The following is a 25,045-nucleotide window of genomic DNA, read 5'->3' on the forward strand; positions in this document are numbered from 1 at the left end:
AAAAAAAAACGCTTCCAATTAACAATTGATAGCGTTTTTTTTATTATTTATATAAATTGAACTATTTTCCTTTGTTGAGGACTTAGAAGCATATCAATAAATTCTTTGTCATATCCTTTTAGAAATGTGTATTGATTTTTTTGGATATCTTTTCTTAATTTTATAGATACAATATATTTAAAAGCACTTTGTTCATTGGGGTTCAATTTATCGTAAAAATTTCTCAAACATTTTGCTTGGTTAATTGTCAATTTACCGTCTGTTTCAATTTGATCGGTTATGCTTTTTTGAAAGTCATTATTTGAAAAATTAGCGTCTAATGACTTAAACAAAATATCAACCCAATAATCATGTTTATCATTTTCTAATCGTGTTTTGTCAATGATATTATTTTGAGTATCGTAGAAAAAATCTTGTGTTTCAGCAAGATGTGTAATAAATTTCAAAATACATGAGCTGCCAACAATCATCTCATTTTGGTTAATTCTATTTTCGATAGTATATTCGTATCTAATCTCTTTGTGCCCACATAACTGACAATCAAAGTCAGCTTCCTCATTATCGACTAATCCGACGTATTCCCATTCTTTTTTTGCATTAGCAAAATCACTAGAATTACTTAAAGGTAGTAAATTTTGGGTGGCATTTTGAATCCAAGCATTTTCAACCATATTTTCTGCTTCTTTCATCATCATTTTATTATCAATATAGCACAAAACATTCTAAATATAGAAAAATAATACTTTTAAACAAACGACATAACTTAACAGTTGTGTCGCCTTTTTTTGTGCCTTATAATTAAAGGGGTTAGAATGCGTCATAACTTACCGCCATAAATGCGCACCCTTTTTTACTGCAAAAGTACCAAATTTGCTATATAAAACAGATTGGAGAAATGATATGAAATATGGTTACGCCAGAGTGAGTACCACGGATCAAAAACTAGAGAATCAGATTGAGAGCTTAAAAAATTCAGGGGCTGAAATAATCTATAAAGAAAAGTTTACTGGTACGACTACTGAACGCCCTGAATTTAATAAATTGCTGAATGAACTCAAAACAGATGACACATTAATTGTGACAAAATTAGACCGCTTCGCACGCAACACTCGAGAAGCCCTTGATATAATTCAAGACCTATTTAAACGTGACATCAAAGTTAATATCCTTAACATGGGCTTAATTGATAACACCCCCACAGGACAACTGATTTTTACGATTTTTAGTGCCTTTGCGCAATTTGAACGAGATATGATTGTGACAAGAACACATGAGGGAAAAGAATATGCCAAAAGGAACGACCCTTATTTTCATGAGGGACGCCCACAAACCTACACAGATGAACAAATACGTTTAGCCTATGAGTTGCGTCAACAAGGCATGACATACAAGATGATTGCTAGAAAAACAGGCATAAGTGAACGTACACAACAAAGACGGTTTAAAGATATATCATAGCATGCTATGATATATTGTATTATGATATATCAATTATATCAGATACTTTTTTACCTAAGTACCAGTTTGTGGAGGAAACAATGCCATGCCATATCATTGCATATCATAGCATGCTATGATATAATATATATATAAACAAGGAGGCGTACTATGAAAATAATTACTTTTTCTGCTATTAAAGGCGGAGTTGGCAAAACGACATTAACTTTTAATTATGGTGAATGGTTATCTAGCAAAGGCTATAATGTTTTGCTGATTGATAGCGACCACCAATGCAGTTTAACCCAAACCTATGATATTTATAAAGACCACGGCACACTAGCTAATATTTTTACAAAAGATAGTGAAAAAGTAGAAATTATTGAGTTGCATGAAAACTTATCAATTATTCCTGCTTCTATGAAATTAGATACTATTAATAACGATCTTCAAACAAGAGCCAATAAAGAATTATTAATGTACATGTGGTTTTCCGATAATTATGACGAACTGAAAAAGTTTGATTATGTACTAATAGATACACACCCAGATTTTTCAACTATCACACAAAATATGATTGTAATTTCAGATTTTGTATTTAGTCCGATTGAACCAAGCGAATATGGGTTTATTTCTAAAAGTAATTTGGAACTAAGAATGGAACAATTAAAACAAGATGTAATTAATGTTGAAAGTCGCCAAAGTTTTGTAACAGCAGAACTAAAATTTATTGGCAACAGAATAAAACATAATACTAAATCCTCACATGAATTTGTAGAGCAAATGGAAAAAGACACCCGAACAATTGCACTAATTCCTGAAAGAGAAATATTTAACAAAACAACTCTTAATCATGAACCACTGATTAATATGGAAAAAGAAAATAATTCAACTCAAAAGGCAAGGGAATTTTTCGATAACATCGACAATATCTTTGATACTTTTACTAATCAGGAAGCATAACACAATATATCAGGTCACGGCATAGCATAGCATGCTATGCTATTGAAAGGAATAATATTATGGCATTTGAAGATAAAATGGATCAATTAAAAACCAGTATGAACAGCAAGCCAGTAACTAATGAGACCACTGCACCTAGAATTTCAAAATCTTACACTTTAAAACAAGATATAGCCAATGAACTAGCAAGACGTGCTAAAGAAAAAGAGCTAACAGCTTCTAGATATTTGGAACAACTGTTAAAAAAAGAATTTAATCTTTAATTCTGATTATTTAGAAAGGAGGGAAATTTATGCAAAGTCATTTAATCAATTTCTGGCTTTATTTGTATCTGTCCTGTATCTATTTTTTGCCCTTAATAAAACTTATACGATTAAAAGAGCAAGATACAAAGTTTTTGCTACGTAAAATGCTTTTCCCTCTAGAATATCTAATACAGATAAAACTTGAAAAAACAACGAATTACAGCCGTTCTGCAATACGTCTAGGTCATATATTGGTTTGGTTATTTAGTATATTTGGCTTAATGTTTGCAACAGTACCAATGTATATTTTTAATGAACCATACGAGAACCACACGTCAATTCTATTATTCATAACGTACTATTTAATGTTTGCACCAATCAGTTTTTGGTTTCAACCACGGTCATATCAAAACAAGTAAGGTTTGCCGATTACAAAGCCTTATGCTAAAATGAAAACAACTTAATACTAATTAAAAGAAAACTAAAAAAGCCCTAATCCCAAAGGATTAAGACTTAAATTTAGAAAGTAGCTCTTACCAGCTACTTAGTCCAATTAACTTCAACCGCCAAGTAAAAGTTAATTGAATATTTATTTTCTTGATTACTTTCATTATACCGTAGATACACCCAAAGTGGCAAGTCTACAAGAATAGTAATTTACAGAATGTAAGGACTAAGTAGGGTTAATCTACTTAGTCCTTTTAATTTTATTAATTCAAGGAAAATAAAAAACTTGTCCGCCCGACAAGTTCGGTTGCTAACTCATGTATTTGTTAGTTGCTAGTAAATTATAGCAACTATGTAAGAATTTGTAAAATCATGCAACTATTTTTATTTTCCTTTCAAATCGAAAGGGAGTATTAATTATGTCAGAAGAAAACTTTTATAAAGCAAAAGAGATTTACGGAGAAACATTTTACCAACTACCAAAAGTCCTTTTTACTAATCCTCTATACAAGGGAATTAGTAATGACGCTAAAGTTGCTTATGCCTTGTTAAAAGATCGCTTTAACTATTCTATACGTAATAATTGGGTAGATGAAAACGATAATATTTACTTTATTTTCACTAATGATGAATTAATGGGTTTATTGTCTAGTGGCAATCAAAAAGTGATTAAAATAAAGAAAGAGCTAGACAGTGTTGGATTGTTATTACAAAAAAGAATGGGAGTAAATAAACCCAATCATTTATATTTATTGCGACCAGAAGTTGAAGCCACAGATGTTTATAAGCAAATAAACCGCTCAAGCGTTGATACAAGCGGAAATGTGAAAATCACACTTCCAGAAAACGTTGATACAAGCGGAAATGTGAAAATCACACTTCCAGAAACGGCAACGAATACAAGTTCTGAAACCGTTGATACAAGCGGAAATGTGAAAATCACACGCAATCTATATAGACAACCTTTAGATACTAATATAGATACTAATATAGATACTGCAAAGCTTGACTTTTCTTCCAAAAATTTTTCTCAATCCGAAATTAAAAAACAAAACCAAGACCTAGTTACAAATGCTTACAAATATCTTACTGGAGAAAACGTAGATAATAGCATGCCATTTGAGCCAGAAACAATTCAATTAATCAGTTATTGGGTAAGAACCCCAGAACAAATGAGATCTTTTATTGGCATAATATTAAATGCAAGAAAAGACATTCAAGCTGACATTGAGGAACAAACAGGACGTCCAATAACCATTATCATGGATACTGAACCCGAATTACAAAAAGGCATAACAACTACACTTAGAAGATATTTTAATAGCATGAGAAACACAGATAATAAAAACAAAAAAATTAATAGTCCTGAAAATTATCTGTATATCTCAATGAAGAACTACTTTGGATATTGGTATAACTCTGAAATGGCACAAAGAAACAAGGAAGCGTCTAATTAAGCGTTTAAGCTTGTTTTTTTGAATGACGTATAAAACCAAGCACTAAGGAATAAAACGCCTGATACGCTTAATAAGAAGCAATTAAGGCATAAATAACTAGTCCATTGTATAATTGACTTAGAAGATAAATACATTTAGCAGGAGGAAATATAAATGAATAAACAAAATGTTTTTGATGAACTATTGTTAGAAGCTGAAAAAACCAACTTACAAGTTTTAATGGATAATGCTTTAAACGAAAAAGATCCCGACAAGAAAAAAGTGTTGCATGCAATTTATACGTATGCGCTTGATAAAAAACAGGACGAACTACTTAAAGACAAAAAGTTTGTTATTTAATTATGGAAAAGCCAAAATATGTGATTATCGCAGGAATAAACGGAGCAGGTAAAAGTACATTATACCGATTACAACCTGAATTATTTCACAGTACAGAACGAATTAATGCTGATGAAATTTTGCAAAAAATGGGTGGCGATTGGAGAAAAGAAATTGATAACTTTAGAGCTATGCGAGAAGAAGTTAAGCAATTACATGACGCTCTCAATAATTTTAAAAGTATTCATGTGGAGACAACACTTGCAGGTAGTGGAAAAGCACAATTAAATTTGATTGATGAAGCCCATAAAAATGGTTTTGAAGTCACATTACTATATGTCACAGTCAATAGTGCTGAAATGGCTATTAATCGAGTACAGGAAAGAGTTAAAAATGGCGGTCATGGTATACCACCAGAAACGATTAAAAAGCGTTACAGTCAATCCTATAATAACTTGTCAGCAGTTGCGTTTAAAAGTGATAATGTTTTTATTTATGATAACAGTAAAAAATTTATCAACGTATACACGAGAAAACATGAGCAAGTTCAGATTAATAACTTGAAACAATATCCATGGATTAATCAAGGTGTAACCTTTTCAAAAAAGGTACAAAATCAATTAGATAAATTTGCTGAAAATAACCCAAGCGTTACTGAAAATTTAAATAAGACAATTAAAAAGGATAACCCTAAGATTTAGGGCTATCCTTTTTTGTATTTATCAGGCTTATTTGAATTAACGTAATTAGAAAATATTTTTAAAAGATTTTCTGTGTCATCAACTGATAAACTTTCAGTTTCAAAGTATTTATCTAGTAGGGCACCTTTTTGGATTAAAAGACGGGTACGTTCTTTTCTAGCTTTAGAGTTTTCAAAATATTTTGATTGGCGTAAAGTAAATTCTTCCTGATCAATTTTTTTTGAAGTTTTTCTTTTGATGAAACTAATTGATTTAACTTTTTACTCATAGGCTAAAACCTCTAATTATTTTTAAGAGATACCATTGTTTTTATCACTAGCATTTTCAGGTGAGTTACTATCATCTTTGTTTGTAACATTATTTTCATTATCGCTAGCATTTTCAGGTGAGTTACTATTATCTTTGTTTGTAACATTATTTTCATTATCGCTAACAATACTTGAATTAAAAAAATCAGCTATTTTTTTTGAAATATCTTTAATTTTTTCTTGATCCAAATTTGCATAATCAAAATTAGAAAGCTTGATTATTTCATGACCTAACTTTTTATCAATTTTATCTTTTTCATTTTTTATTTTTTCATTTAGCTTATTCAATTTTTCTTGCTGTTTTTCTAAATTACTTAAAGACATATTTACACCCCTTACTAATACTTTATTTTTTATTTGAACACAGAATAACATAATGATAGAAGAAAGTCAACATATCGTTTGCATAAACAAAAAATAAATAGTACACTAAAATTGAATTTTCAAGACATCAGAAGAACGAATGAAATGAGTTCAATGCGCACTTACACACAACAACTAAAGTTGATTGTGTTATTGCTAAAAACCGTGTATCAGAAGTCGCCTATGGCGACAACAAATTAAAAAACATAAATAAAATGAAAGGAAGCGAACAGTATGGCAATATTCCACATGAACTTTAGCAATATTAGTGCAGGTAAAGGTCGAAGTGCTATTGCCAGTGCAAGTTATCGAAGTGGAGAAAAACTACACAGTGATATGGAGGGAAAAAATTATTTTTATGCTAGAGATGTTATGCCTGAAACATACATCTTAGCACCAGATAATGCACCAGAATGGGTTAATAATAGGGAAATACTATGGAATAAAGTTGAAGAAAAAGACAGACGCTCTAATTCAAGATACGCAAAAGAATTTAATGTCGCACTACCAGTAGAATTGAGCGACATTGAACAGAAAGAATTGCTGTTGAATTATGTTCAGAATACATTTGTAAATGAGGGAATGGTTGCTGATGTTGCAATCCATAGAGACCACCCAGAAAATCCGCATGCTCATGTGATGTTAACTAATCGTCCATTTAACCCAGACGGAACGTGGGGACTAAAAAGTAAAAGGGAAAATATATTAGACGAAAAAGGAAATAAAACATATACAGGAAATAGTAGGTTTCCAAGAGCAAGAAAAGTCTGGTTAGTCGATTGGGATAAAAAAGGAAAAGTTGAACAATGGCGTAAAGAATGGGCTAAGTCTGTAAACCATGTTTTTGAACAAAAAAATATGCCAGATCGAATTAGCGAAAAGACATTAGATGAACAAGGTATTGACGGAGTAGCAACGCAACATGTTGGTGTAAACGGACAACGACCAGAAAGAGAAAAATTTAATCAATTAGCTTTGGAGAATAGAAAGCATAAAGCACAACTGAAAAACGTTGACGAAAAAATTCATAATGAGCGTAGAATGCAAACACTACATAATCATCTATCATTTAGTGAAAAGCGTTCTGTATCACAGCTAAGTAAAGAGTTACAAACATTTGTTAGTTTGGAAAATCTAGACGACAAAAAACGTATGCTATTTAACTGGAAAAACAGCTTATTAATTAAGCAAGCGGTTGGAGAAGATATTTCCAAGCAAATGTTTACTATTAATCAGCAAGAACAGTCATTAGAAAAGGCAAATGATTTACTTGATAAAGTTGTTGATAGAACAATTAATAGTATTTATCCAGATGTTGATATTGAACAAACAACAATTGCTGAAAGAAGAGAATTAATTAAAGAAACAGATAGTGAAAAAACAATCTTTACAGGACAAGAATTAAAAGACCGTTTAGCTATGATACGAACGGATATTTTGAATAAAGAAATATTATCATTTACAAAGCGACCTTATGTTAGTTGGTTAGTTTTGGAACATCAGGAAGAAAGAACCAAAAATAATATGACGGAAATATTATCTCAAAAGGGTTATAAATTTGCTGATATAGAACGTTCAAAAGGTAGTATTATACGTAACTTTAGTGATGAAGAACAGGATATTTTGAAACGTGGAATTAAAGATTTACAGGCAACTAATGAAATTAAAAACGTTGTTCAAATTCAATATGCAGGAGTGTTAAAAAAGACATTCTCTGACATGGATATTGATAATGTGACAATGGTTGATCGGGAAAAAATTTATACCGCTATTGTCTACTTTAACCCTGAATTGAAACAACTTTCAAAACAAGAATTTAATGAATTAAAGGATAATCCACCGATTAAATTTAGTACGAGAGAACATCAACAAGGGCTTGCTTACTTGAGCGGTACGATAAAACTTGATGATATTAAGAACCCTAATCTGATTAGAGTATTAGCTAATGAGGGAACAAAACAGCTATTTATAGGAGAAAGTAGTCAAGACCCTAATATTACTAAGGAACAAATAGAACAGGTCAAGCAAGTTATGACGCAAAACAATGGTGCTTATGAAGATTATCGCAAAGCCAATATTAGTGATTATCAGAGTGTCAATTATCGAGAAACAACACCTGCGGAGTATCTTAACAATGTATTTAGTAGTGTCATTATGAAATTGCTATATGTTGATGAAGCACGTAGAAAGAAAGGCTTGAAAGAAACAGAAAGGGAAATGGAGAAGAAAAAAAGACAGCATGAGAAGCATGGTAGACAAATGTAAAATAAATGTAATTAGTAATTGTGCACATTGTGCTCAATTAGTGATATAATGGTTATATAAATTAGGAAAGGAGAAACCGTGTGTGGCAGAAAATCAGGAGTGGTACAATCTTACCAAAGCCAGTGAAAAACTGGGGTATGGCAGAACTTATGTTAGCGTGTGGTTACGCAGACATAAAGACGACTTCCCAAGCAGTATGTTAATGGAGTCAGGAAACAGCAAGATGATTTCTGAACAAGGCATAGAATGGATTAAAGAAAACATAAAAAAAGCGGGCGTCCTCGTCAGCAACAGTAGTGCTAATGAGGATAAATACCTAATATTGCGAGTATTAGGTAAAGCCCTTAATATCCATTTTACAGGGTGGGCAAGGGGACGTCTAGGTAATTTACTAACGCCATAGCCCAGCCCACAAAGTTCAAATTAAAGGGGGTGACGGAATGAAAAAAGAGAGCTGGCAAGGAATTAAAGGAAGTCTAGTTTATGAAGATGATAAAGCCATTATTGTTGATGAAGCAGACGACATTAAAGACACTGAAAAGCTTTCAAAGCGATTAGCTGAAAAAGGACAACCGATAAAAGAAGCCAGGCATCAGTTACTAAAAAATTCTATTAAGAAAAATATTAAAACTGATCCATTGAAACTTAGTAGTTGGTTTAATCGTAAATACGACAGTGATAATGCTAAAAAGACTGAAAAGTTGGAAAGTAACAAGCCAACAAGGCAGTATAAGCAAATCAAAAATGAATTGACATTTTTTGGCGAAAGTTTTCTGGAGGGTTTTCTAGGTTTTTACGGTTTGGAAGTGGATAATGCGCTAGCTAGGTATGAAAATAACCTACAAATCATTGAGACCCAAGACTTAGGATTAAGTAATGAGAAAAAATATTACTTAGGACAGAGCAAAAAGGGTGAATTAAAACTAGCAACTTCTGAATTACCAAGTCAGCAAATCGCTAAGGAGGAGCTAAACAAGTTCTACTCACGACAACAAGAACAAGTTCAGCAACAGAGTAACAGTATTAAATCGCCAGATGAAGATACTGATAACGGAAAGGAGTAACACTCAATGAAAGTATTGAACAAAACTAAAATCACAAGTATTTTAGCTTCTGTGAGTACGGCAGGATATTTAATGCTTACAAATGCTCAAATCGTATTAGCTGCAGACGGTGGCGAAGTACAGAGCAAAATCACGAATGCTGCTAATACAATTAAAGGAATTTTGACAGGTATTGTCGTGTTGGTTGGCGTCTGTGTGGCATTATTTATTATTATTAAGCGACTACCAGACGCAGATGATCCAAGAGAAAAATCAGAAGTCTATAAAGCAGTCGGACGAGTGGCAGGTCTTGTAGCATTAGCAGCCGCCATTGTTTGGATATTGCCATGGGTATACAGTCTATTTACTTGATAAGAAAGACTATATGAAAAGGAGCTTGCCAAATGAAAAAAGGTAAAGAGTTTATTTTTCCAGAAAACGTTGATAAAGATTATGGTATTTGGAAAGATTACACCTTAAAAGATTTTGGCTATGGTATTTTAACATTATTAATTGGGTTAATTTTTATTGCGATACCACCCTATGGTTTTATTCTTGTATTAGTAAAAATTGTAATTGTTGTATTAGCCATGACGGTGGTCATGGCTATTTTAACAGTAAGACCAATTGCTTCACGCAAGAATATCAAAGTACGTGATAATTTGAGACTGAAACAGAAATATACTCATAGTCAAAAGCTCTATTATTTAAAGCCACAGAAAAGAGATGAACCTAATGAAATTGAAAAATACTAAGGCAAAAAAATCTCAATTAGAGTGGGATTACGAACCACCAAAAATTAATGGTGGTAAACAAACAATTGATGATATGAGTTTAGTTGCAGGAATGTATGAAAATTACGAAGTAACTAAAACAGGTAATCTAGTCGGTATCTTAGACGTCAGCGGTATCAATCTTGACTTATTAAATGACAATGAACAGCAAGACGTATTTAGCGATTATGGGGCATTTCTGATGAGTACGTTAGGCGAGGGCGTAGATGACAGTTTACAGTTCATAGAGCCAACAATTCCAGTCAATATGACAGAATGGTTGAATGGATTAAAGCGAAAGTATCTTGATTTAAAGAATAACCACCCAGAAGAAGAGTTTAAAATTCAACTGATAGCTAGTTATTTGGATCACTTTACAACCGTACAAAATTCAAAGAACATGACAACTAAACAGCACCTTTTAATTGTTAAAGTACCAATTAAAGACAAGACAATGGAAAGTCTTGATTTAGCGGTCAATAATCTTGATGAAAAAATAAATCAGGTTAAACGTGACTTAGAAAATGCTTTAACCGATTTTGATTTAACGGCAAAAGTATTATCTAGTCAAGAAGTACAAGAAATATTGAAGAACTTAATTAATTTCAAAGGATAGGCGGGTGTAAATATGAGTTTTGGAGATAATTTAATCAATCTGTTTATGCCACCTGCAAAGGGGAAAGCAGAGAAAAAAGAAGAAGACGTAGAAGTAATTGATCCAAGAAATATGGATAAAGACAATTTCATGGACTTAATCGACCGTGATAGTCTACATTCTCTATTTCCATTTAGTTGGGAACAATACCCCACTTACGTTCAATCAGGCGAAAACTTTATGCGAGTAATTGCCATTGCGGATTATCCTAAGCGTGTCTATGGTAACTGGTTATCAGAATTGAAGCGCAAAAAAGGCGCCATTGATATAGTGCAATATATCGACAGCGCCAGTAATAATTCAATGATTACCTACTACAAGAAAACTATTCAAAACAAGGAAGCACAGCTTTTAAATACGTTTGACCCATATAAGCAAAAAGTGCTCAAAAATTACATTGATAGTGCAAATATGCAGTTAGATAAATACTTAGATAATTCTACCACGTTTGTTTACCAACACATGCTAGTTTATTTAAGAGCTAACAGTTTAACGGAGTTGGAAGACTTAACAGATAATGTAAAGAATACATTGATTAAGCTTCAAATGAAACCCCTTGTACCAGTAAAAGCAACCTTTCAAAGTTTTTGGTCTACTATGCCAATCAACGAAAATCTTTTAGGCGATTATACGTACAAGGAAAGCAATACAGAAGTTGCTAGTTCAATGTTTCCCTTTGATGACGCAGAAATTTTGGACTTAAAGCCACGTAGCGATATTGAGGGTGTCAACAAAGATACAAACTCACTAATTGCGGTTGATATGCTTGATAGAAATAAAACATTGAACCAAAACATGGTTGTTATTGGTACATCAGGAGTTGGTAAAACAACGTATATGATCCAAAAAATATTGCGTTATGCCATTCAAGATTATCAAATTTACATTATTGACCCAGAAAATGAGTATACAAAAATCGTTGAGCTGTTAGGCGGGGCAGTGCTTCACTTAACATCAAATGCAAAAAGTAAAATTAATCCAATGCAAATCTTTTCCGAAGAGATTTTGAGTGCTGATGAAGCCGTGACAAATCTTGATGAATTGGTAAAAGATAAAATTCAACGTTTGAAAGGTTTCTTTGAAGTTCTAAAAGACGACATGAACCAAGTTGAAAAAGCAATCATGGATAATGTAGTTAAGCAAGCCTATATAAACAGTGGCATTTTAAAATATGAACGGCTTAACCAAATCAAAAATGATCAATGGCCAACCCTAACTAACGTTTATGATGAAATGGCAAAGCTTGCTGAGAAAGACCCAGATAAGTTTGAACGTGTAAAAGACTTTTACTACATTTTAGGAAGTTACACACACGGCTCAAATACTTTGTTTGACGGATATACCAACGTTAATTTGAGCGCTAAGATTGTCTCATTTGATTTAAAGCCATTGCAGAGTGAACAGGAAGTACAGGCAGGGGCTTACTTAACAACATTCCAGTATTTATGGGACGAAATTACAAAAGACCGTCACAAGCGTAAGAAATTGTTTGTTGATGAATTTCACTTTTTGACATTACACAAGTCAGCGTCAACATTTTTCCACCAAGCGTACAAGCGTTTTAGAAAATATAATGCAGGCGCCATAGCAGGAACCCAACAAATTCAAGATGTTATCGAGGGAACAACCGATAGCGGACAGAACATTGGAGAAGCAATTATTGGTAACAGCTTTACTAAAGTATTCTTTGGTTTAGACGGTAAAGGTGTAGATGATGTTATTACAAAATTACGTATGACCTTTTCCGAAAAAGAAAAGAAGTTATTGGAACGTAGGCGTCAAGGAGACGCACTCATGATTTATGGTAGTCAACGAGCTTTCATGAACGTTGAATTAACCGAAGAAGAATTGAGACTAATTGATCCCGAAGCCTATCAAGAAAGATACAATCGAGAGACACCAGAGCAACCAGATTATCAAAAAAGAGTTGTCCTAACACCAAGTGAAGTTGAATTACTAACCACGACCGAAGATAAAGGGGGTGTAGATAGTGAGTAAAAAAGACCTTGAACTACTAAATATTGAAGTAGGGACATTTAAAAGAGTGAATGATAAACTCACGCTTAAAATCGACCAATCTCAATTTAGATATGATAGCCTAGCAGAATTAAACGAGGTTAAAGCACAAGAGCCTAATTTTCTACACTTGCAAAATATCGTTGAACAAGATAGTCAAGTGGTATTGACTTATGGTTTGTCAAAAGAAGCTAAGTCATTAAAGCATTTACCGACAGAAAAAAAGGCTATTAGAACAGCCATAGCTAAGCAAATCATGACACAAGACGTGTTGAGTGACGGAAAATATCATATCTCACTTAACCCTGCTAATATTTGGTATTATCCAATGACTAACGTTTGGTACGCATATCGTGCCAATGAACTTATGCCATTTGATGATAAATTTAATAGCTTGTCTAAATATAAGGCGTTAGTTCTATATTGCTTGACAGGTACACCATACGAAAGACTATTGAGTGAACCTAAAGAAGCCCTAGCTAAAAATCAAGATGAATTATTGCAACAAATTGTTAATGCTAATGATACGGAAGAATTGAAACTTGCGATTAAAGAAATTGATGATTATGTTTCTTATCGTGAATGGCAAGACGTAGACAGTAAAGAGCAAAAGTCCAAAAAGAAGCTATGGATTACTGCTGGATCAATTGCTATTGTAGCTATCATTGCAATGGGATTAATTCACAAAAACGACCAGAAAAAGTATGTGGCGTTAGAAAATCAACATCAGACACAAATTACTAAATTAAAATACAGCACAGCCGTTAAAACTGCACTTGATGATAAAGAGTGGAAAGAAGCGGGCAAGGCTATGGATAAGGCAGGGTATAGCAAAAACAAAAAAGCAACAACCTACCTTAACTTAAACCAATATCAACAAGCCTTGAACACCGAGCCTAGTTTATTGTTAAAAATCGTCAAGAAAGCTTATAAAAATGATGATAGTAAAGATATTCTAGAATGGCAAACACCAAGTAGTGCTAGTTCTAAGATAAGCAACCAACTAAAACTTGAAAAGGCAATTATCAACTATGATGTTGATACCTTAACAGGTCAGTTATCCTTTGAACAAAATGGAGATGTGTTGTTGAGAATGGGGAAAGCATTTAACGACCATGACGACACACAAGACGCTTCAACAGCACAAACAAAGTTAGTGGCAATTAACAAGGATAAGGGCGACTATCTGAAAGCCTTAATGACCTTGAAGTCAGCTAATAAATCAGTAGATGATAACCAAAAGAAGTTAGATGACGCTAACAAAATTGATGATAAAGACAGTAGCAAGGGCGATAAAGTCAAGGAAGCAAAATCTAATTTAGAGAATGCTAAAAAAGACCAAAGCACAGCTCAAAAGAAGGTGGATCAATTACAGAAAAAAGTAGGTGATTAGATTGCAGGTACTATCAGTAAAGTACAAAGCCAAAAAGTATAAATGGATAATCTATACAGCGCTAGGTACAGTCCTACTAATGATTATCTTATTTGCTTCAATATTTGGGAAATTGCAGACAGATAGTTGCGATACGACAACAACCGTCACTAATCTTGAAAGTAAAGATATGGAGCAAAACGCCAAAAACATTTATGCTCATTGGAAACAAAAATATAATGCGACACCACAAGCCAGTGCGGGAATTTTAGGGGTATTAGAGCTAGAAAGTCGATTAAACCCCAGTGCAGTTAATTCTAGTTCAGGAGCCACAGGACTAGCCCAGTGGTTAGGTGGTCGTAAAGATAAATTAGAAGCCCTAGCAAAAAAAGAGGGCAAAGAAGCAACTAATTTAGGTGTACAGCTTGATTATTTAGACCAAGAATTAAATGAAAGCTACTACTCAAAAAACAAAGAAATTTTTACTTATATAGATGTTCATAAAGCGACCAAAGCATGGCTTATGGACTTTGAGGGTATGTCTAAAAACCCAGAACAATGGTATCTAAGCCAACGATATGCGTATGCCGATCATTGGTATTCAGTATTTGGAACCACAGACCCAATTTCAGGTAGTACCCTAGCAAATGCTAGTCAAGGGTCAATTGATGATCTAGGTTGTTCAAGTGATACTAATTATTCAGGAAGCGACATAGTTAAAACAGCCGAAAGTATGAAAGGGTATTTCTACTATGTACAATCACACCCAAGTAGCGACTTAGGAAGTGACTTGAAAAAACCTAACAAAAGCGGTGGTACTGATTGTTCAGGCTTTGTATGGCTTACATTGAACAAGGCAGGCTACAAAGTACCCGCAAACATGGGTTGGTTTACTGGATCAATGGCAAGTGACGCTAAAGGGTCACACCAATACTTGAAACAAATTAGTGAAAATGACGCCAAAGCAGGCGATATTGTCATAGTTAATCAGGGTGCAGGTGCAGGAAATAACGGACACACCGCAATTCTATTAGGTAAATGGCAGGGTAAAGAAACTAAGATTATTCAAGAGGGTGGCGACACATCAGGACACGTCAATGAGGGAAAGTTTGGTACGTCATTCTCAACCTTGCTAGACGGTGGAGACGTTGTATTAGCACGTCCAGTTAAAAAATAAGGAGGAGAGAAGATGAGACGAGGTTTAGCAGTGATTGTATCTGTTATTGGTGTCGCTTTACTTATTTCTTTGTACGGCAACATCTATCAACATTCAAAGATTAGTAAGGCTAATAATACGATTTCACAAGTTAAAAAAGATAAGCAACAAGTTAGTAAAAAACTAGCCACGGCAAAGCGTGAAAATGATGTTTTGAATAGTCAAGTTGATAATTTCAAGACTTACCAAAATAACAAAGATAAGAGCCAATCAGAGTTGAATTTCAACAATGTAGCTAATAAGTTTCTCACGACAATGTTCACGTTTGAACCAGACACATATAGTAACCGAAAAGACAGTATAAAAGGGCTAATCTCAACTGATTTATATAATCAATATTTCCCTAAAAATACCAATTATGGTGACGCTAATAGTGTGACTTCCAAGCTAGATAACGCTACAATTTATACCCAAGCTAAGCAGGGTAACAGCATGAAAGGATTAGCAGTAGTTAGTTTTGAAAGCAAGAGTGGCGATAATGACTGGAAGAAAGAAACTGATTTGTACCAATTAACCTTTGATACAACCACCAATCAGCTTACAGCCGTGCAAAATCTAGGAAGCAGTTTTAAAGCTTCAGATGTTAAATAAATGGGTTAAAATTATTATTTCAGCCGTGGTGGCGGTTGGTTTAATAACATTTCTAGGACACAACTACGTGAACTACGTTGAAAAGAAACAAACGGCAGTGACGATTTCAAGTAGTAACAAAAAGACCTTGTTTTTCTACCGAGATGACTGTTCCGACTGTCAATCAATTTTTCATCAAGTATATTGGAAGAATGCTTTAAAAAATAATGTTGTCTTTATCAATATGAATCAACAAAAAAATCGTAAATATATTGCTAAATATAATCTAACGTCAGTACCAACATTTATTAATGGCGACAAACAATATTCAGGTACAAACCTAGATAGAATTAATCAGGTTTTGGGGGATTAAACACTATGGAAAATAAGGGATTGAATTTTTTAAAACATCTTATACCGTATCTCATTGCATTGTTTGCAGGGTTGTATCTAGTTGTTCTAATTACTGGATCATTTATGGCACTTTCACAGTATAAACTTGATTTACCACAACATTTTTCAAGCATTATCACTGGATTAGCGACACACCCGATACATTACTATTCTTTATATCTCTCACAGAAAAATCCATTAACTATTATTTTAAGTGTTGTGATTATCTTATACCTTGCTTACTTTGCATTGAAGCGAAGCAAAAAGGGTAAAGAGTGGGAAACAGCAGATACTGATACGCACGGTAGTGCAACGTGGGGAAATCTTAGAGACTTACTTTCACAATATTTCAGTATCACACCAAAAAACCTAAGTGACAGTTTTAATAAGAGTTTAAATGCAGATACAATCAAGAGCTTACAAGAAAAGGGGGAAGAAAAATGAATGGCACCATACTAGGCGTAGTTGATAAGCAAATTGTTTATCAAAATAATAGTACCAAGCCCAATCGAAATATTTTTGTTGTAGGTGGTCCCGGGTCTTATAAAACACAGTCCGTTGTTATTACTAATCTTTTTAACGAAACAGAAAACAGTATCGTTGTTACCGACCCGAAAGGCGAGCTTTACGAAAAAACAGCGGGTATTAAACTAGCACAAGGTTATCAAGTGCACGTTGTTAATTTTTCAAATATGATCCATTCAGACCGCTATAACCCTTTTGACTATATTGAACGTGATATACAAGCTGAAAATGTTGCAACCAAAATTGTACAATCTGAAAATAAAGAGGGTAAAAAAGATGTTTGGTTTAGTACCCAACGTCAGTTGTTAAAAGCATTAATCCTATTTGTTTTAAAAGAACGTGAGCCAGCGGAACGCAATTTAGCAGGTGTTACTAAGATACTACAAGAGTTTGATGTAGAAGCCCAAGAGGACGAAGATAACAGCCCATTGGATCAAATATTCTTAGATTTAAAGTTCGACCACCCCGCACGTAGGGCATACGAACTAGGTTTTAAAAAAGCAAAAGGCGAAATGAAAGCTAGTATCATTTCAAGTTTACTTGCCACCGTCAGCAAGTTCACAGATGAAGAAGTCGCTAACTTTACCAGTCGTTCAGACTTTGATTTAAAAGATATTGGCGCTAAGAAAATTGTTCTCTATGTGATTATTCCAGTCATGGACGATACGTACGAAAGCTTTATTAACTTATTTTTCTCACAACTTTTTGATGAATTATATAAGTTAGCTTCCGACCACGGCGCTACATTACCTAATCCAGTAGACTTTATTCTTGATGAATTTGTCAATTTAGGTAAGTTTCCAAAATATGAAGAATTTCTAGCAACGTGTCGTGGTTACGGCATTGGTGTAACGACTATTTGCCAAACACTAACACAATTGCAAGCTTTGTACGGTAAAGAAAAAGCTGAAAGTATTCTAGGTAACCATGCCGTTAAAATTTGTTTGAACGCTGCTAATGATGTGACCGCCAAATATTTCAGTGATTTACTAGGAAAATCAACCGTTAAAGTTGAAACAGGTAGTGAAAGTACCAGTCACAGTAAAGAGACAAGCACCAGTAAAAGTGACAGTTATAGTTATACAAGCCGTTCACTGATGACCGCAGATGAAATTATGCGTATGCCAGACACGCAGAGCTTGTTAATTTTCAGTAATCAACGTCCAGTCAAAGCAACTAAAGCCTTTCAATTTAAGCTATTTCCAAACGCTGATAGTCTTGTAAAATTGGCACAGAATGATTATCAAGGGCAAATGGAATTAAGCCAACAAGCTAACTTTAAAAAAGTCAATGATGAGTGGCAAACTGAATTAGCTAAGAGAAAATCAATAAATAAAGAAAATGATGTGTCCGAAGAAGAAGAAGAAGAGTTGCAAGATGAGTTAGATCAAGCCACTATTTCAAAAGATACTAACGAAACTAAAACTGATGATGTGTTTTATTAAGGAGGAAGCAAAATGACAAAACAAATGAAGTATCTAATTGGGTTGGTAGTCGTAATCTTAATTGCTTTGGGTATTGGGTTTACAGTTGTTCACAAATCAACGGCACAAGCTCTACAAGCTAAAGAATGGACGTTTAAGGCAAGTAAGGGAGACGGATTAGCACAAACCGCTAATTTTTCTGAAAAGAGCCTAACCTTATCAGAAGCAGGTTTAAAAGACACTTACCAATACAAGATTAGTAAGAAGAACGGTCAGGAACAAATTACTTTTACTAGTCAAGATGAAAATTCAGGTACAAATGAAGTGAGGACATTCAACATCAAAAAGAGTTCAGATGAATACAAACTCACACCAACCAACAGTCTTGCTAAAGAGGACACAGGAGACGTTACGCTAATACCAAAGTAAGAAAGGAGGATTAGCAATGGGTGACATGATTTCCAAAGCAATAAATAGCTTCCTAGAGGGTATTATCAAAGGCGCGTTAAAATGGATTATTAATATTTTAACTGGCACCGTGAAACTGCTTAATACCAATATGAATGAAATTTCAGTCTATTATGGTATTTTCTTAGGTTTTGCAACTAGTTTAGTGATCGTTGTAGTTTTAGCCAGAATTATTATAACCATTATGAAAGAAGCAGATGATAGCACGGACGCCACATGGGCTAACATCATTATGGACGCTGTAAAATCAGCAATATCAATTCCACTAATGGTGTTTATTCAAGGTTTTCTAATCAGAGCCTTTACCATTCCACTTGTTACTTATATTTTCAAAGACGCAGGCGGACTATCAGAGGACACAGTTAATCACGCAGTCAAAGTCGCTACTGGCAACGGTACTGGATATGGTTATGGCGTACCCTTAATAATCCTAGGTTTCTTCTTAGTCGTACTAGTTGTATTCTTTGTTAAAATTGGTATTTTCTTTGCAGACCTTGCCTTTTTCAATATTTCAATCCCAATTGTAGCCGTATCGGTAGCCACTGAAAGTTTTGAGTATGCGTCAACATGGTGGAAAAAACTTTTATATCTCAATCTCACGTTAATTGCGCAAACAATGGCAATGGCACTCATGGTAGCAAGCTTTGGATTACTAGATAAAGGTTGGGGGTACTTAGCCTTTACAATCGGTTTCGGTGTCTTGGTGATTAAAGCCCCAACTATCTTGCAAGATATGTGGCAGTCAACAGGGTTAGGAAAAGCAACCGCCACAGGTGGTATGCGTGCAATGGCTATGATGTTAAGAAATAGATAAAAGAAAGGTGTGAATACACATGACGACAGTTATTTTAGCAGAAAAACCTAGTCAAGCTAGATCATATATTGAAGCATTTAAAAATAGCACAAAAAAACAGGGTTACTATGTAGTTAGTGACCCTGTTTTACCCAATGAGACATTTATAACGTATGGTTTCGGGCATTTAGTAGAATTAGCAACACCAGAACAATACGACACAAAATATAAACAATGGGCTTTATCTAATTTACCTATTTTCCCAGAAAAATACAAGTTCACAGTGCCAACAGATAAAAAAGCACAGTTCAAAATCGTAAAAGAATTGTTGAATAAAGCAGACACAATAATTGTTGCTACTGACAGTGACCGTGAGGGGGAAAACATAGCGTGGTCGATTATGACCCAAGCCAAAATAAATCTCAAAAGTAAAAATATTAAAAGGCTATGGATCAATTCGTTAGAAAAAGAAGCTATTTTAAAAGGGTTTAAAGAATTAAAAAATGGGTGGGATTACTACCCTGCTTATCAAGAAGCCCAAACTAGACAAATCAGTGATTGGTTAGTAGGTATGAATGGTAGTCCATTGTACACTTTATTATTGAAAGAAGCAGGGTTGCATGGTGTCTATTCAATTGGTAGAGTACAGACCCCTACTCTGTATATGGTGTATCAAAGAGACTTAGCCATTCAAAATTTTAAACCAGAACCTTATTTTGAGCTAAAAGCAGAAATTTTAGCAGAACAGCAAAAATTTGTCGCAAAATTAGACCCCTATCAGCGCTTTAAAGATGAAAAAGGTCTAACTACGTTCATGAGTGAGAAAAGGCTAGAAAAAGGCTCACAAAGCGGTTTAATCAAAGATGTTCAAAAACAAACGAAAAATACAAGCAGTCCACGTTTATTTTCATTATCAAGCTTACAAAGTGAGATAAACAAGCGTTATCACGCCAGCGCCAGTGATACATTACAAGCTGTTCAAAATTTGTATGAAGCAAAATTACTTACCTATCCTAGAACTGATAGCAACTATATTACAGAGCAGGAGTTTAATTACTTAGTTGAAAATCTTAATGGGTATCTAGGGTTTTTATCTAAAGATGTATCTTTAAATCATCAAGAACCAAATAAACGATATGTCAACGGAAAAAAGGTACAAGAACACCATGCCATTATCATGACAAAAACAGTGCCAACAAAAGAAAAATTATCAACGTTTCCTGCATTAGAACAACGAATATATAACCTTGTTTTGAGAACAACCTTAGCAATGTTTGCTGATCCATACGAATATGAAGAAACGGTTATTTTAACATCAGTTGGTGACGCCATATTTAAAGCAACTGGTAACGTCCCTAAAAATAATGGTTGGAAGATATTATTTAGCGAATACAAAACCGAAAAACAAGAGGAAGAAACTACCCTACCCCCTGTTGAAGTGGGTCAATCCATTAATGCTAATCTAGCACCAGACCAAAAGATGACAAAGCCCCCTGTACCATTTACCGAGGGTACTCTTATTACCGCAATGAAAACCGCAGGCAAAACGCTTGATGATGAAGAAGCTCAATCCATTTTGAAAGATAGTGAGGGTATTGGCACAGAAGCAACCAGAGCAAATGTGCTAGACGTACTAAAAAAACGTGGTTACTTGCTTACTGAAAAAAATAAATTGCATGTTAGTCAGCAAGGAATTACCCTATGTAAAGCTGTGGAACTTGAACCATTACTTACAAGCCCTGAAATGACGGCAAAATGGGAAAAAGCACTAAAACAAATTAGTGCTAAAGAACGTACACAAGAAAACTTTTTAGAACAAATCAAAAAGTTTGTATCAAAAATAGTTCAAGATGTACCAACTCAAATGAAGCAGAGTGAAAGTTTGACAGCACAGGTTGCAAATCAAAAAAATACTGAACAACTAGCAGAAATCGACGCACAAATTGGTACTTGCCCTATTTGCAAGACAGGCAAGATAGTAGATAAAGGAAAGTTCTATGGTTGCACCAACTATAAAGCAGATGAACCATGCACCTTTTCACTACCAAAAAAATGGAGTGAAAAAACCCTAGGCAAAACAGCAATTAAAGACCTTATTACAAAAGGCGAAACTACTAAGCTAAAAGGGTTTAAAAGTAAAAAAACTGGTAAGAAGTTTGACGCCAAATTAACAATCAAAGAGGGCAAACTTAGTTTTGACTTTGGATAACCACCCTACCGCCTTACACTACGTTTCAGTTGGTATACAACGCATTTAGTGTTCCTTTTCAAAACCAGAAAAGAAACACTAAACACAGGGTTCTGTTGAAAAGAAAAGGAGTAACTAATGAATATTGAAGACACACTCTACCATGGATCAAAAAATGATTTTAATGAGTTTGAAATTCCTAAGTTTCATGAGAATGGTGGTACTTTGGGATATGGCATTTATCTAACTGATAGTATAGAGAGAGCAAAATCATACGCTAATGATAGTGGATATTTATATACGGTAGAATTAAATGACGAATTAACAAACAGTAAGCCATTAAGCGCAAAAGAAGTCACACTCACTGTTAATCAGGTAGCACAAATCATTGAAAAAGTAGCTGAAAAACAAATTGATGAAGAAGAATATCCTTACATTCTATCAGACTGGGAAGAACCAACCAGTGAAACGACAATGGACGCAGGAAACAAGGCTATTGTTAAACGAATTGCACAAAAAATTGTTGATGATACAGATGACTTAAATATTATTAATGGTATTAGTAATCAATTAGGCGGAAATGATAGTGGCGCTCAAATATTAAATCCTGTTTTAAACGAAATGAATATTCATTATGCAGTTTTGGACGTTGATTATTATGATAAGTCTAAGGAGTACGTAGTTTTCAATCCAGAGGATATAAAAATATCGAATAAACAAGATATAAAACTATTAAATGAACAAAACAAGAGTAACAAACTTACCTTTGATAAAGATAGTCAATCATTTTCAGGTATTGTACAAGGTAATGAAATCAGTTTGAGTGAAAACGAATATTTTTCAGATTTAACTAGTATTTATGATATAAAGAGTTTGTCTAATAATGAACTTAAAGCAATCACTGTTAATCTATTAACACAGGCTAAAGAGACTTATCAAGAAATGAGTAAACTAAGTGGTGATGATAATGATTTGTATTTTTGGGCTGATGATTATAAAAACGAAAAGACAAATTATAACGCTTTGCAAAATGAACTAAGTCAAAGAAATATTAATATTCCCGAGAACTTAAAATATGCTGATGAACCTGAAAAAATGGATAAGGCTAAACAAGAATTGGTAGAAACTTTGTCACACCCTACCCTATCCCAACAATATAAAAAATTGACAAATCAATTAAAAGAGCCTGATAATAATAGTCAGCAAACAGAAAAGCAACTCAAACAGGTACGCCAAAATATCAGTGAGCAAACACAATCTGAACTACAAGCATTTGCAAAAAACACCCCTACCCTTAAACAACCCAAAGTTGAACGTGACGAACCAACAATATAGCAGAAAAGATTAAATAATGATATAATGAATACAGAAAAAGGAAGCCTTGCGCTAACAAGACTTCCCGTGTAGAGCCGTTTAAGACGGTGACAATACTATGATTATTAAATAACCGCTAGCTTGGCAGAGCTAAGGCGGTTATTTTTTTTGCTGATTTTTAATCAACTCAACAACTAATGTCAGTAAAGCAACTATAAAAGTGCCAAACATGAACATCAGCTGTAAAGCGTCCGATACGGACACTTGGGCTACTCCTTTCCTAGAATGTGAGTTTACAGTTTTTACACCATAAGCACCACCCCCTTTAAGGAAATAGCCACCGCCTTAACTTCTCTACTCAAACCATTATACAGGATAAAGCGTGATTTACCTATTGATGATTAATGCCCTTATATCCTGAACGGCTAGTTTTCTATTTTCAATATAAATATAATTATCCGACATGTTTTCAATGAACCCAGATATATTTTTTTTGGTTTCATGATTAAAGTTAGTCTCATCTAATTGAATAGTCACAGTATAATAATTGGCAACTGCATGCATTGCATTATGAAATATCTTATCCGTAGTCATTCGGGGTAACTTTTTTTCACTGTAATTATTATCTTGATCCATTTTTCTCAATGCGGAAGTATGGTCACTCAAAAAGAAGCCACGCCATTTTTTTATGCCCCTATCACGATAATCATGTTGGAAGTAATTATTAATTAAAGCGCTAAAATCTTGATCCATTGCATTTCTCATTTCAATTTTTTATTCTTTAATTATACGAACATATGTTCCCTTTTGCAACTTAAAACATAAATATTTGTTATTGTTATATTATTATGTGTAACAAAAACTACTAATAAAGGAGCATTAACTATATGCCAAAAGAACTAGCTATGAAATCAATTCATAATAATGAAATTACTGCTGTGAGCCACTTAAACAATTTGTCACAAGAAAAAGTATTAAGTATGATGAATAATATCAAAGAACAATCTAAGCAACTTACAGACATAAAACAGTTCTATGATGAATTTGAATATTTTAGAACATTAAATTTTGAGATAAATGGATTGATTAACGACATCAAAAAAGATCCCCATAAAATTTTTGAGATACAGCACCTCTCAAGATTACTGGCAAGATACTCTTATGCTTTTCGAGACTTTGTCACATTTTCAGACCAGTATGTCGTAAAACATAATAGTGCTAACCTTAAAAAAAACCTAATCAGCGCGCAGTTCGATAATTTTTATGAGTACCGCCTTGCTTCTACTTTAGGAAATTTTGTTAAACATATTTCTCCCTTTGTTCCCATATCTGATTACTCTGATAAAGATACTTACGATTTTTTTATCAGGATTGATAGGATTGCAGAAATATATACTAAGGCTAATGGTCAAGACAAAATAGCTGTACAAGAAAGAACAGAACTTGACTTATTAGATTTTTTGGACGTAACTATGAAATGTGTATTTGAACAGGCTCAATGTATTATCAAGCAAATATTTGTTGATGATAAGGCGGGCGAATATTTTAAGACAACTGATAAATTTATATATGATTATGGTATGCCTTGTTACATAGAAAATAAAAAAATTCAATTGTTAAACTATGATGTTACGTATTTAGGGCAAGAAGTGGCAAAGATAATAAATGAGTTCGGTATAAGCAAAATAAGAACGCCAAAAAAAAACGCTTCCAATTAACAATTGATAGCGTTTTTTTTATTATTTATATAAATTGAACTATTTTCCTTTGTTGAGGACTTAGAAGCATATC

At 33.7% G+C, this 25,045-nt stretch carries 28 protein-coding genes and 1 pseudogene; 24 read left to right on the forward strand and 5 right to left on the reverse strand.

What is annotated here, in order from left to right:
* Positions 1–47: 47 nt before the first annotated feature.
* Positions 48–689, reverse strand: a complete 642-nt coding sequence (locus JOD28_RS09180) for a hypothetical protein (protein WP_239531193.1) — start codon at positions 687–689, stop codon at positions 48–50.
* A gap of 211 nt (positions 690–900) precedes the next feature.
* Here JOD28_RS09180 and JOD28_RS09185 point away from each other — a divergent pair, with 211 nt between their 5' ends.
* The 6 genes from JOD28_RS09185 to JOD28_RS09210 all read left to right on the forward strand — a co-directional run bounded on the left by JOD28_RS09185 (position 901) and on the right by JOD28_RS09210 (position 5,568).
* A complete protein-coding gene (locus JOD28_RS09185) occupies positions 901–1,458 on the forward strand; it encodes a recombinase family protein (protein WP_204770510.1) in 558 nt (185 codons plus the stop codon).
* 150 nt (positions 1,459–1,608) lie between these two features.
* Complete coding sequence (locus tag JOD28_RS09190; protein WP_129870414.1) at positions 1,609–2,400, forward strand: ParA family protein; 792 nt, start codon at positions 1,609–1,611, stop codon at positions 2,398–2,400.
* 59 nt (positions 2,401–2,459) lie between these two features.
* Complete coding sequence (locus JOD28_RS09195; protein WP_129870377.1) at positions 2,460–2,663, forward strand: hypothetical protein; 204 nt, start codon at positions 2,460–2,462, stop codon at positions 2,661–2,663.
* Positions 2,664–3,511: 848 nt separating this feature from the next.
* Positions 3,512–4,549 (forward strand): replication initiator protein A, encoded by a 1,038-nt coding sequence (locus JOD28_RS09200; protein WP_204770511.1) that lies wholly within the window; start codon positions 3,512–3,514, stop codon positions 4,547–4,549.
* Between the two features lie 153 nt (positions 4,550–4,702).
* Positions 4,703–4,888, forward strand: a complete 186-nt coding sequence (locus tag JOD28_RS09205; RefSeq protein ID WP_071952468.1) for a hypothetical protein — start codon at positions 4,703–4,705, stop codon at positions 4,886–4,888.
* The gene (locus JOD28_RS09210) at positions 4,888–5,568 is read left to right on the forward strand and encodes an ATPase (RefSeq protein ID WP_204770527.1); all 681 of its coding nucleotides are present in this window, start codon (positions 4,888–4,890) and stop codon (positions 5,566–5,568) included. Before JOD28_RS09205 ends, JOD28_RS09210 begins: the two co-directional genes overlap by 1 nt.
* Positions 5,569–5,570: 2 nt before the next feature.
* Here the strand turns inward: JOD28_RS09210 and JOD28_RS09810 are convergent.
* Together JOD28_RS09810 and JOD28_RS09900 are read right to left on the reverse strand one after the other, a co-directional pair.
* Positions 5,571–5,836: pseudogene (locus JOD28_RS09810) on the reverse strand (hypothetical protein).
* 22 nt (positions 5,837–5,858) lie between these two features.
* On the reverse strand, positions 5,859–6,200 hold the full coding sequence (locus JOD28_RS09900) for a hypothetical protein (RefSeq protein WP_204770512.1): 342 nt from the start codon (positions 6,198–6,200) through the stop codon (positions 5,859–5,861).
* Between the two features lie 273 nt (positions 6,201–6,473).
* Here JOD28_RS09900 and mobQ point away from each other — a divergent pair, with 273 nt between their 5' ends.
* From mobQ to JOD28_RS09300, 17 genes are all read left to right on the forward strand, one after another.
* On the forward strand, positions 6,474–8,504 hold the full coding sequence (mobQ, locus tag JOD28_RS09220) for a MobQ family relaxase (protein ID WP_204770513.1): 2,031 nt from the start codon (positions 6,474–6,476) through the stop codon (positions 8,502–8,504).
* Between the two features lie 82 nt (positions 8,505–8,586).
* A complete protein-coding gene (locus tag JOD28_RS09225) occupies positions 8,587–8,907 on the forward strand; it encodes a hypothetical protein (RefSeq protein WP_204770514.1) in 321 nt (106 codons plus the stop codon).
* A 37-nt stretch (positions 8,908–8,944) separates the two neighbouring features.
* Entirely contained in the window at positions 8,945–9,568 is a 624-nt protein-coding gene (locus tag JOD28_RS09230) for a hypothetical protein (RefSeq protein ID WP_204770515.1), read from the forward strand.
* 6 nt (positions 9,569–9,574) lie between these two features.
* The gene (locus tag JOD28_RS09235) at positions 9,575–9,919 is read left to right on the forward strand and encodes a CagC family type IV secretion system protein (protein WP_129870396.1); all 345 of its coding nucleotides are present in this window, start codon (positions 9,575–9,577) and stop codon (positions 9,917–9,919) included.
* 32 nt (positions 9,920–9,951) lie between these two features.
* Entirely contained in the window at positions 9,952–10,302 is a 351-nt protein-coding gene (locus JOD28_RS09240) for a conjugal transfer protein (protein ID WP_150281250.1), read from the forward strand.
* The gene (gene trsD, locus JOD28_RS09245; protein WP_140489394.1) at positions 10,283–10,936 is read left to right on the forward strand and encodes a TrsD/TraD family conjugative transfer protein; all 654 of its coding nucleotides are present in this window, start codon (positions 10,283–10,285) and stop codon (positions 10,934–10,936) included. The genes JOD28_RS09240 and trsD overlap by 20 nt, the downstream gene beginning before the upstream one ends.
* 12 nt (positions 10,937–10,948) lie before the next feature.
* Positions 10,949–12,973: a VirB4 family type IV secretion system protein gene (locus JOD28_RS09250; RefSeq protein ID WP_204770516.1), complete on the forward strand. Its 2,025-nt coding sequence runs from the start codon at positions 10,949–10,951 to the stop codon at positions 12,971–12,973.
* Complete coding sequence (locus tag JOD28_RS09255) at positions 12,966–14,384, forward strand: conjugal transfer protein (protein ID WP_204770517.1); 1,419 nt, start codon at positions 12,966–12,968, stop codon at positions 14,382–14,384. Before JOD28_RS09250 ends, JOD28_RS09255 begins: the two co-directional genes overlap by 8 nt.
* Before the next feature lies 1 nt (position 14,385).
* Positions 14,386–15,540 (forward strand): phage tail tip lysozyme, encoded by a 1,155-nt coding sequence (locus JOD28_RS09260; RefSeq protein WP_204770518.1) that lies wholly within the window; start codon positions 14,386–14,388, stop codon positions 15,538–15,540.
* Between the two features lie 12 nt (positions 15,541–15,552).
* Complete coding sequence (locus tag JOD28_RS09265) at positions 15,553–16,170, forward strand: hypothetical protein (RefSeq protein ID WP_204770519.1); 618 nt, start codon at positions 15,553–15,555, stop codon at positions 16,168–16,170.
* A complete protein-coding gene (locus tag JOD28_RS09270) occupies positions 16,160–16,522 on the forward strand; it encodes a thioredoxin family protein (RefSeq protein WP_150281245.1) in 363 nt (120 codons plus the stop codon). Before JOD28_RS09265 ends, JOD28_RS09270 begins: the two co-directional genes overlap by 11 nt.
* 5 nt (positions 16,523–16,527) lie before the next feature.
* Positions 16,528–16,986, forward strand: coding sequence for a conjugal transfer protein (locus tag JOD28_RS09275; RefSeq protein ID WP_150281244.1), 459 nt, complete (start codon positions 16,528–16,530; stop codon positions 16,984–16,986).
* Complete coding sequence (locus JOD28_RS09280) at positions 16,983–18,512, forward strand: VirD4-like conjugal transfer protein, CD1115 family (RefSeq protein WP_204770520.1); 1,530 nt, start codon at positions 16,983–16,985, stop codon at positions 18,510–18,512. The genes JOD28_RS09275 and JOD28_RS09280 overlap by 4 nt, the downstream gene beginning before the upstream one ends.
* A 12-nt stretch (positions 18,513–18,524) precedes the next feature.
* Positions 18,525–18,920, forward strand: coding sequence for a hypothetical protein (locus tag JOD28_RS09285; RefSeq protein ID WP_204770521.1), 396 nt, complete (start codon positions 18,525–18,527; stop codon positions 18,918–18,920).
* Positions 18,921–18,936: 16 nt separating this feature from the next.
* Positions 18,937–19,773, forward strand: coding sequence for a conjugal transfer protein TrbL family protein (locus tag JOD28_RS09290; protein WP_129870408.1), 837 nt, complete (start codon positions 18,937–18,939; stop codon positions 19,771–19,773).
* A 19-nt stretch (positions 19,774–19,792) separates the two neighbouring features.
* Positions 19,793–21,961: a type IA DNA topoisomerase gene (locus tag JOD28_RS09295; protein ID WP_204770522.1), complete on the forward strand. Its 2,169-nt coding sequence runs from the start codon at positions 19,793–19,795 to the stop codon at positions 21,959–21,961.
* Positions 21,962–22,078: 117 nt separating this feature from the next.
* Positions 22,079–23,275: an ADP-ribosyltransferase-containing protein gene (locus JOD28_RS09300; protein WP_204770523.1), complete on the forward strand. Its 1,197-nt coding sequence runs from the start codon at positions 22,079–22,081 to the stop codon at positions 23,273–23,275.
* A gap of 138 nt (positions 23,276–23,413) precedes the next feature.
* On the opposite strand, the gene JOD28_RS09895 is transcribed toward JOD28_RS09300, so the two are convergent.
* Together JOD28_RS09895 and JOD28_RS09310 are read right to left on the reverse strand one after the other, a co-directional pair.
* Positions 23,414–23,518: a putative holin-like toxin gene (locus JOD28_RS09895; protein WP_004903423.1), complete on the reverse strand. Its 105-nt coding sequence runs from the start codon at positions 23,516–23,518 to the stop codon at positions 23,414–23,416.
* Positions 23,519–23,641: 123 nt separating this feature from the next.
* The gene (locus JOD28_RS09310; RefSeq protein WP_239531197.1) at positions 23,642–24,007 is read right to left on the reverse strand and encodes a hypothetical protein; all 366 of its coding nucleotides are present in this window, start codon (positions 24,005–24,007) and stop codon (positions 23,642–23,644) included.
* A 134-nt stretch (positions 24,008–24,141) separates the two neighbouring features.
* Here JOD28_RS09310 and JOD28_RS09315 point away from each other — a divergent pair, with 134 nt between their 5' ends.
* Positions 24,142–24,972, forward strand: coding sequence for a hypothetical protein (locus JOD28_RS09315; protein ID WP_204770525.1), 831 nt, complete (start codon positions 24,142–24,144; stop codon positions 24,970–24,972).
* Positions 24,973–25,045 lie beyond the last annotated feature (73 nt).

Source organism: Leuconostoc rapi, from assembly GCF_016908715.1.
GTDB classification, from domain to species: Bacteria; Bacillota; Bacilli; order Lactobacillales; family Lactobacillaceae; genus Leuconostoc; species Leuconostoc rapi.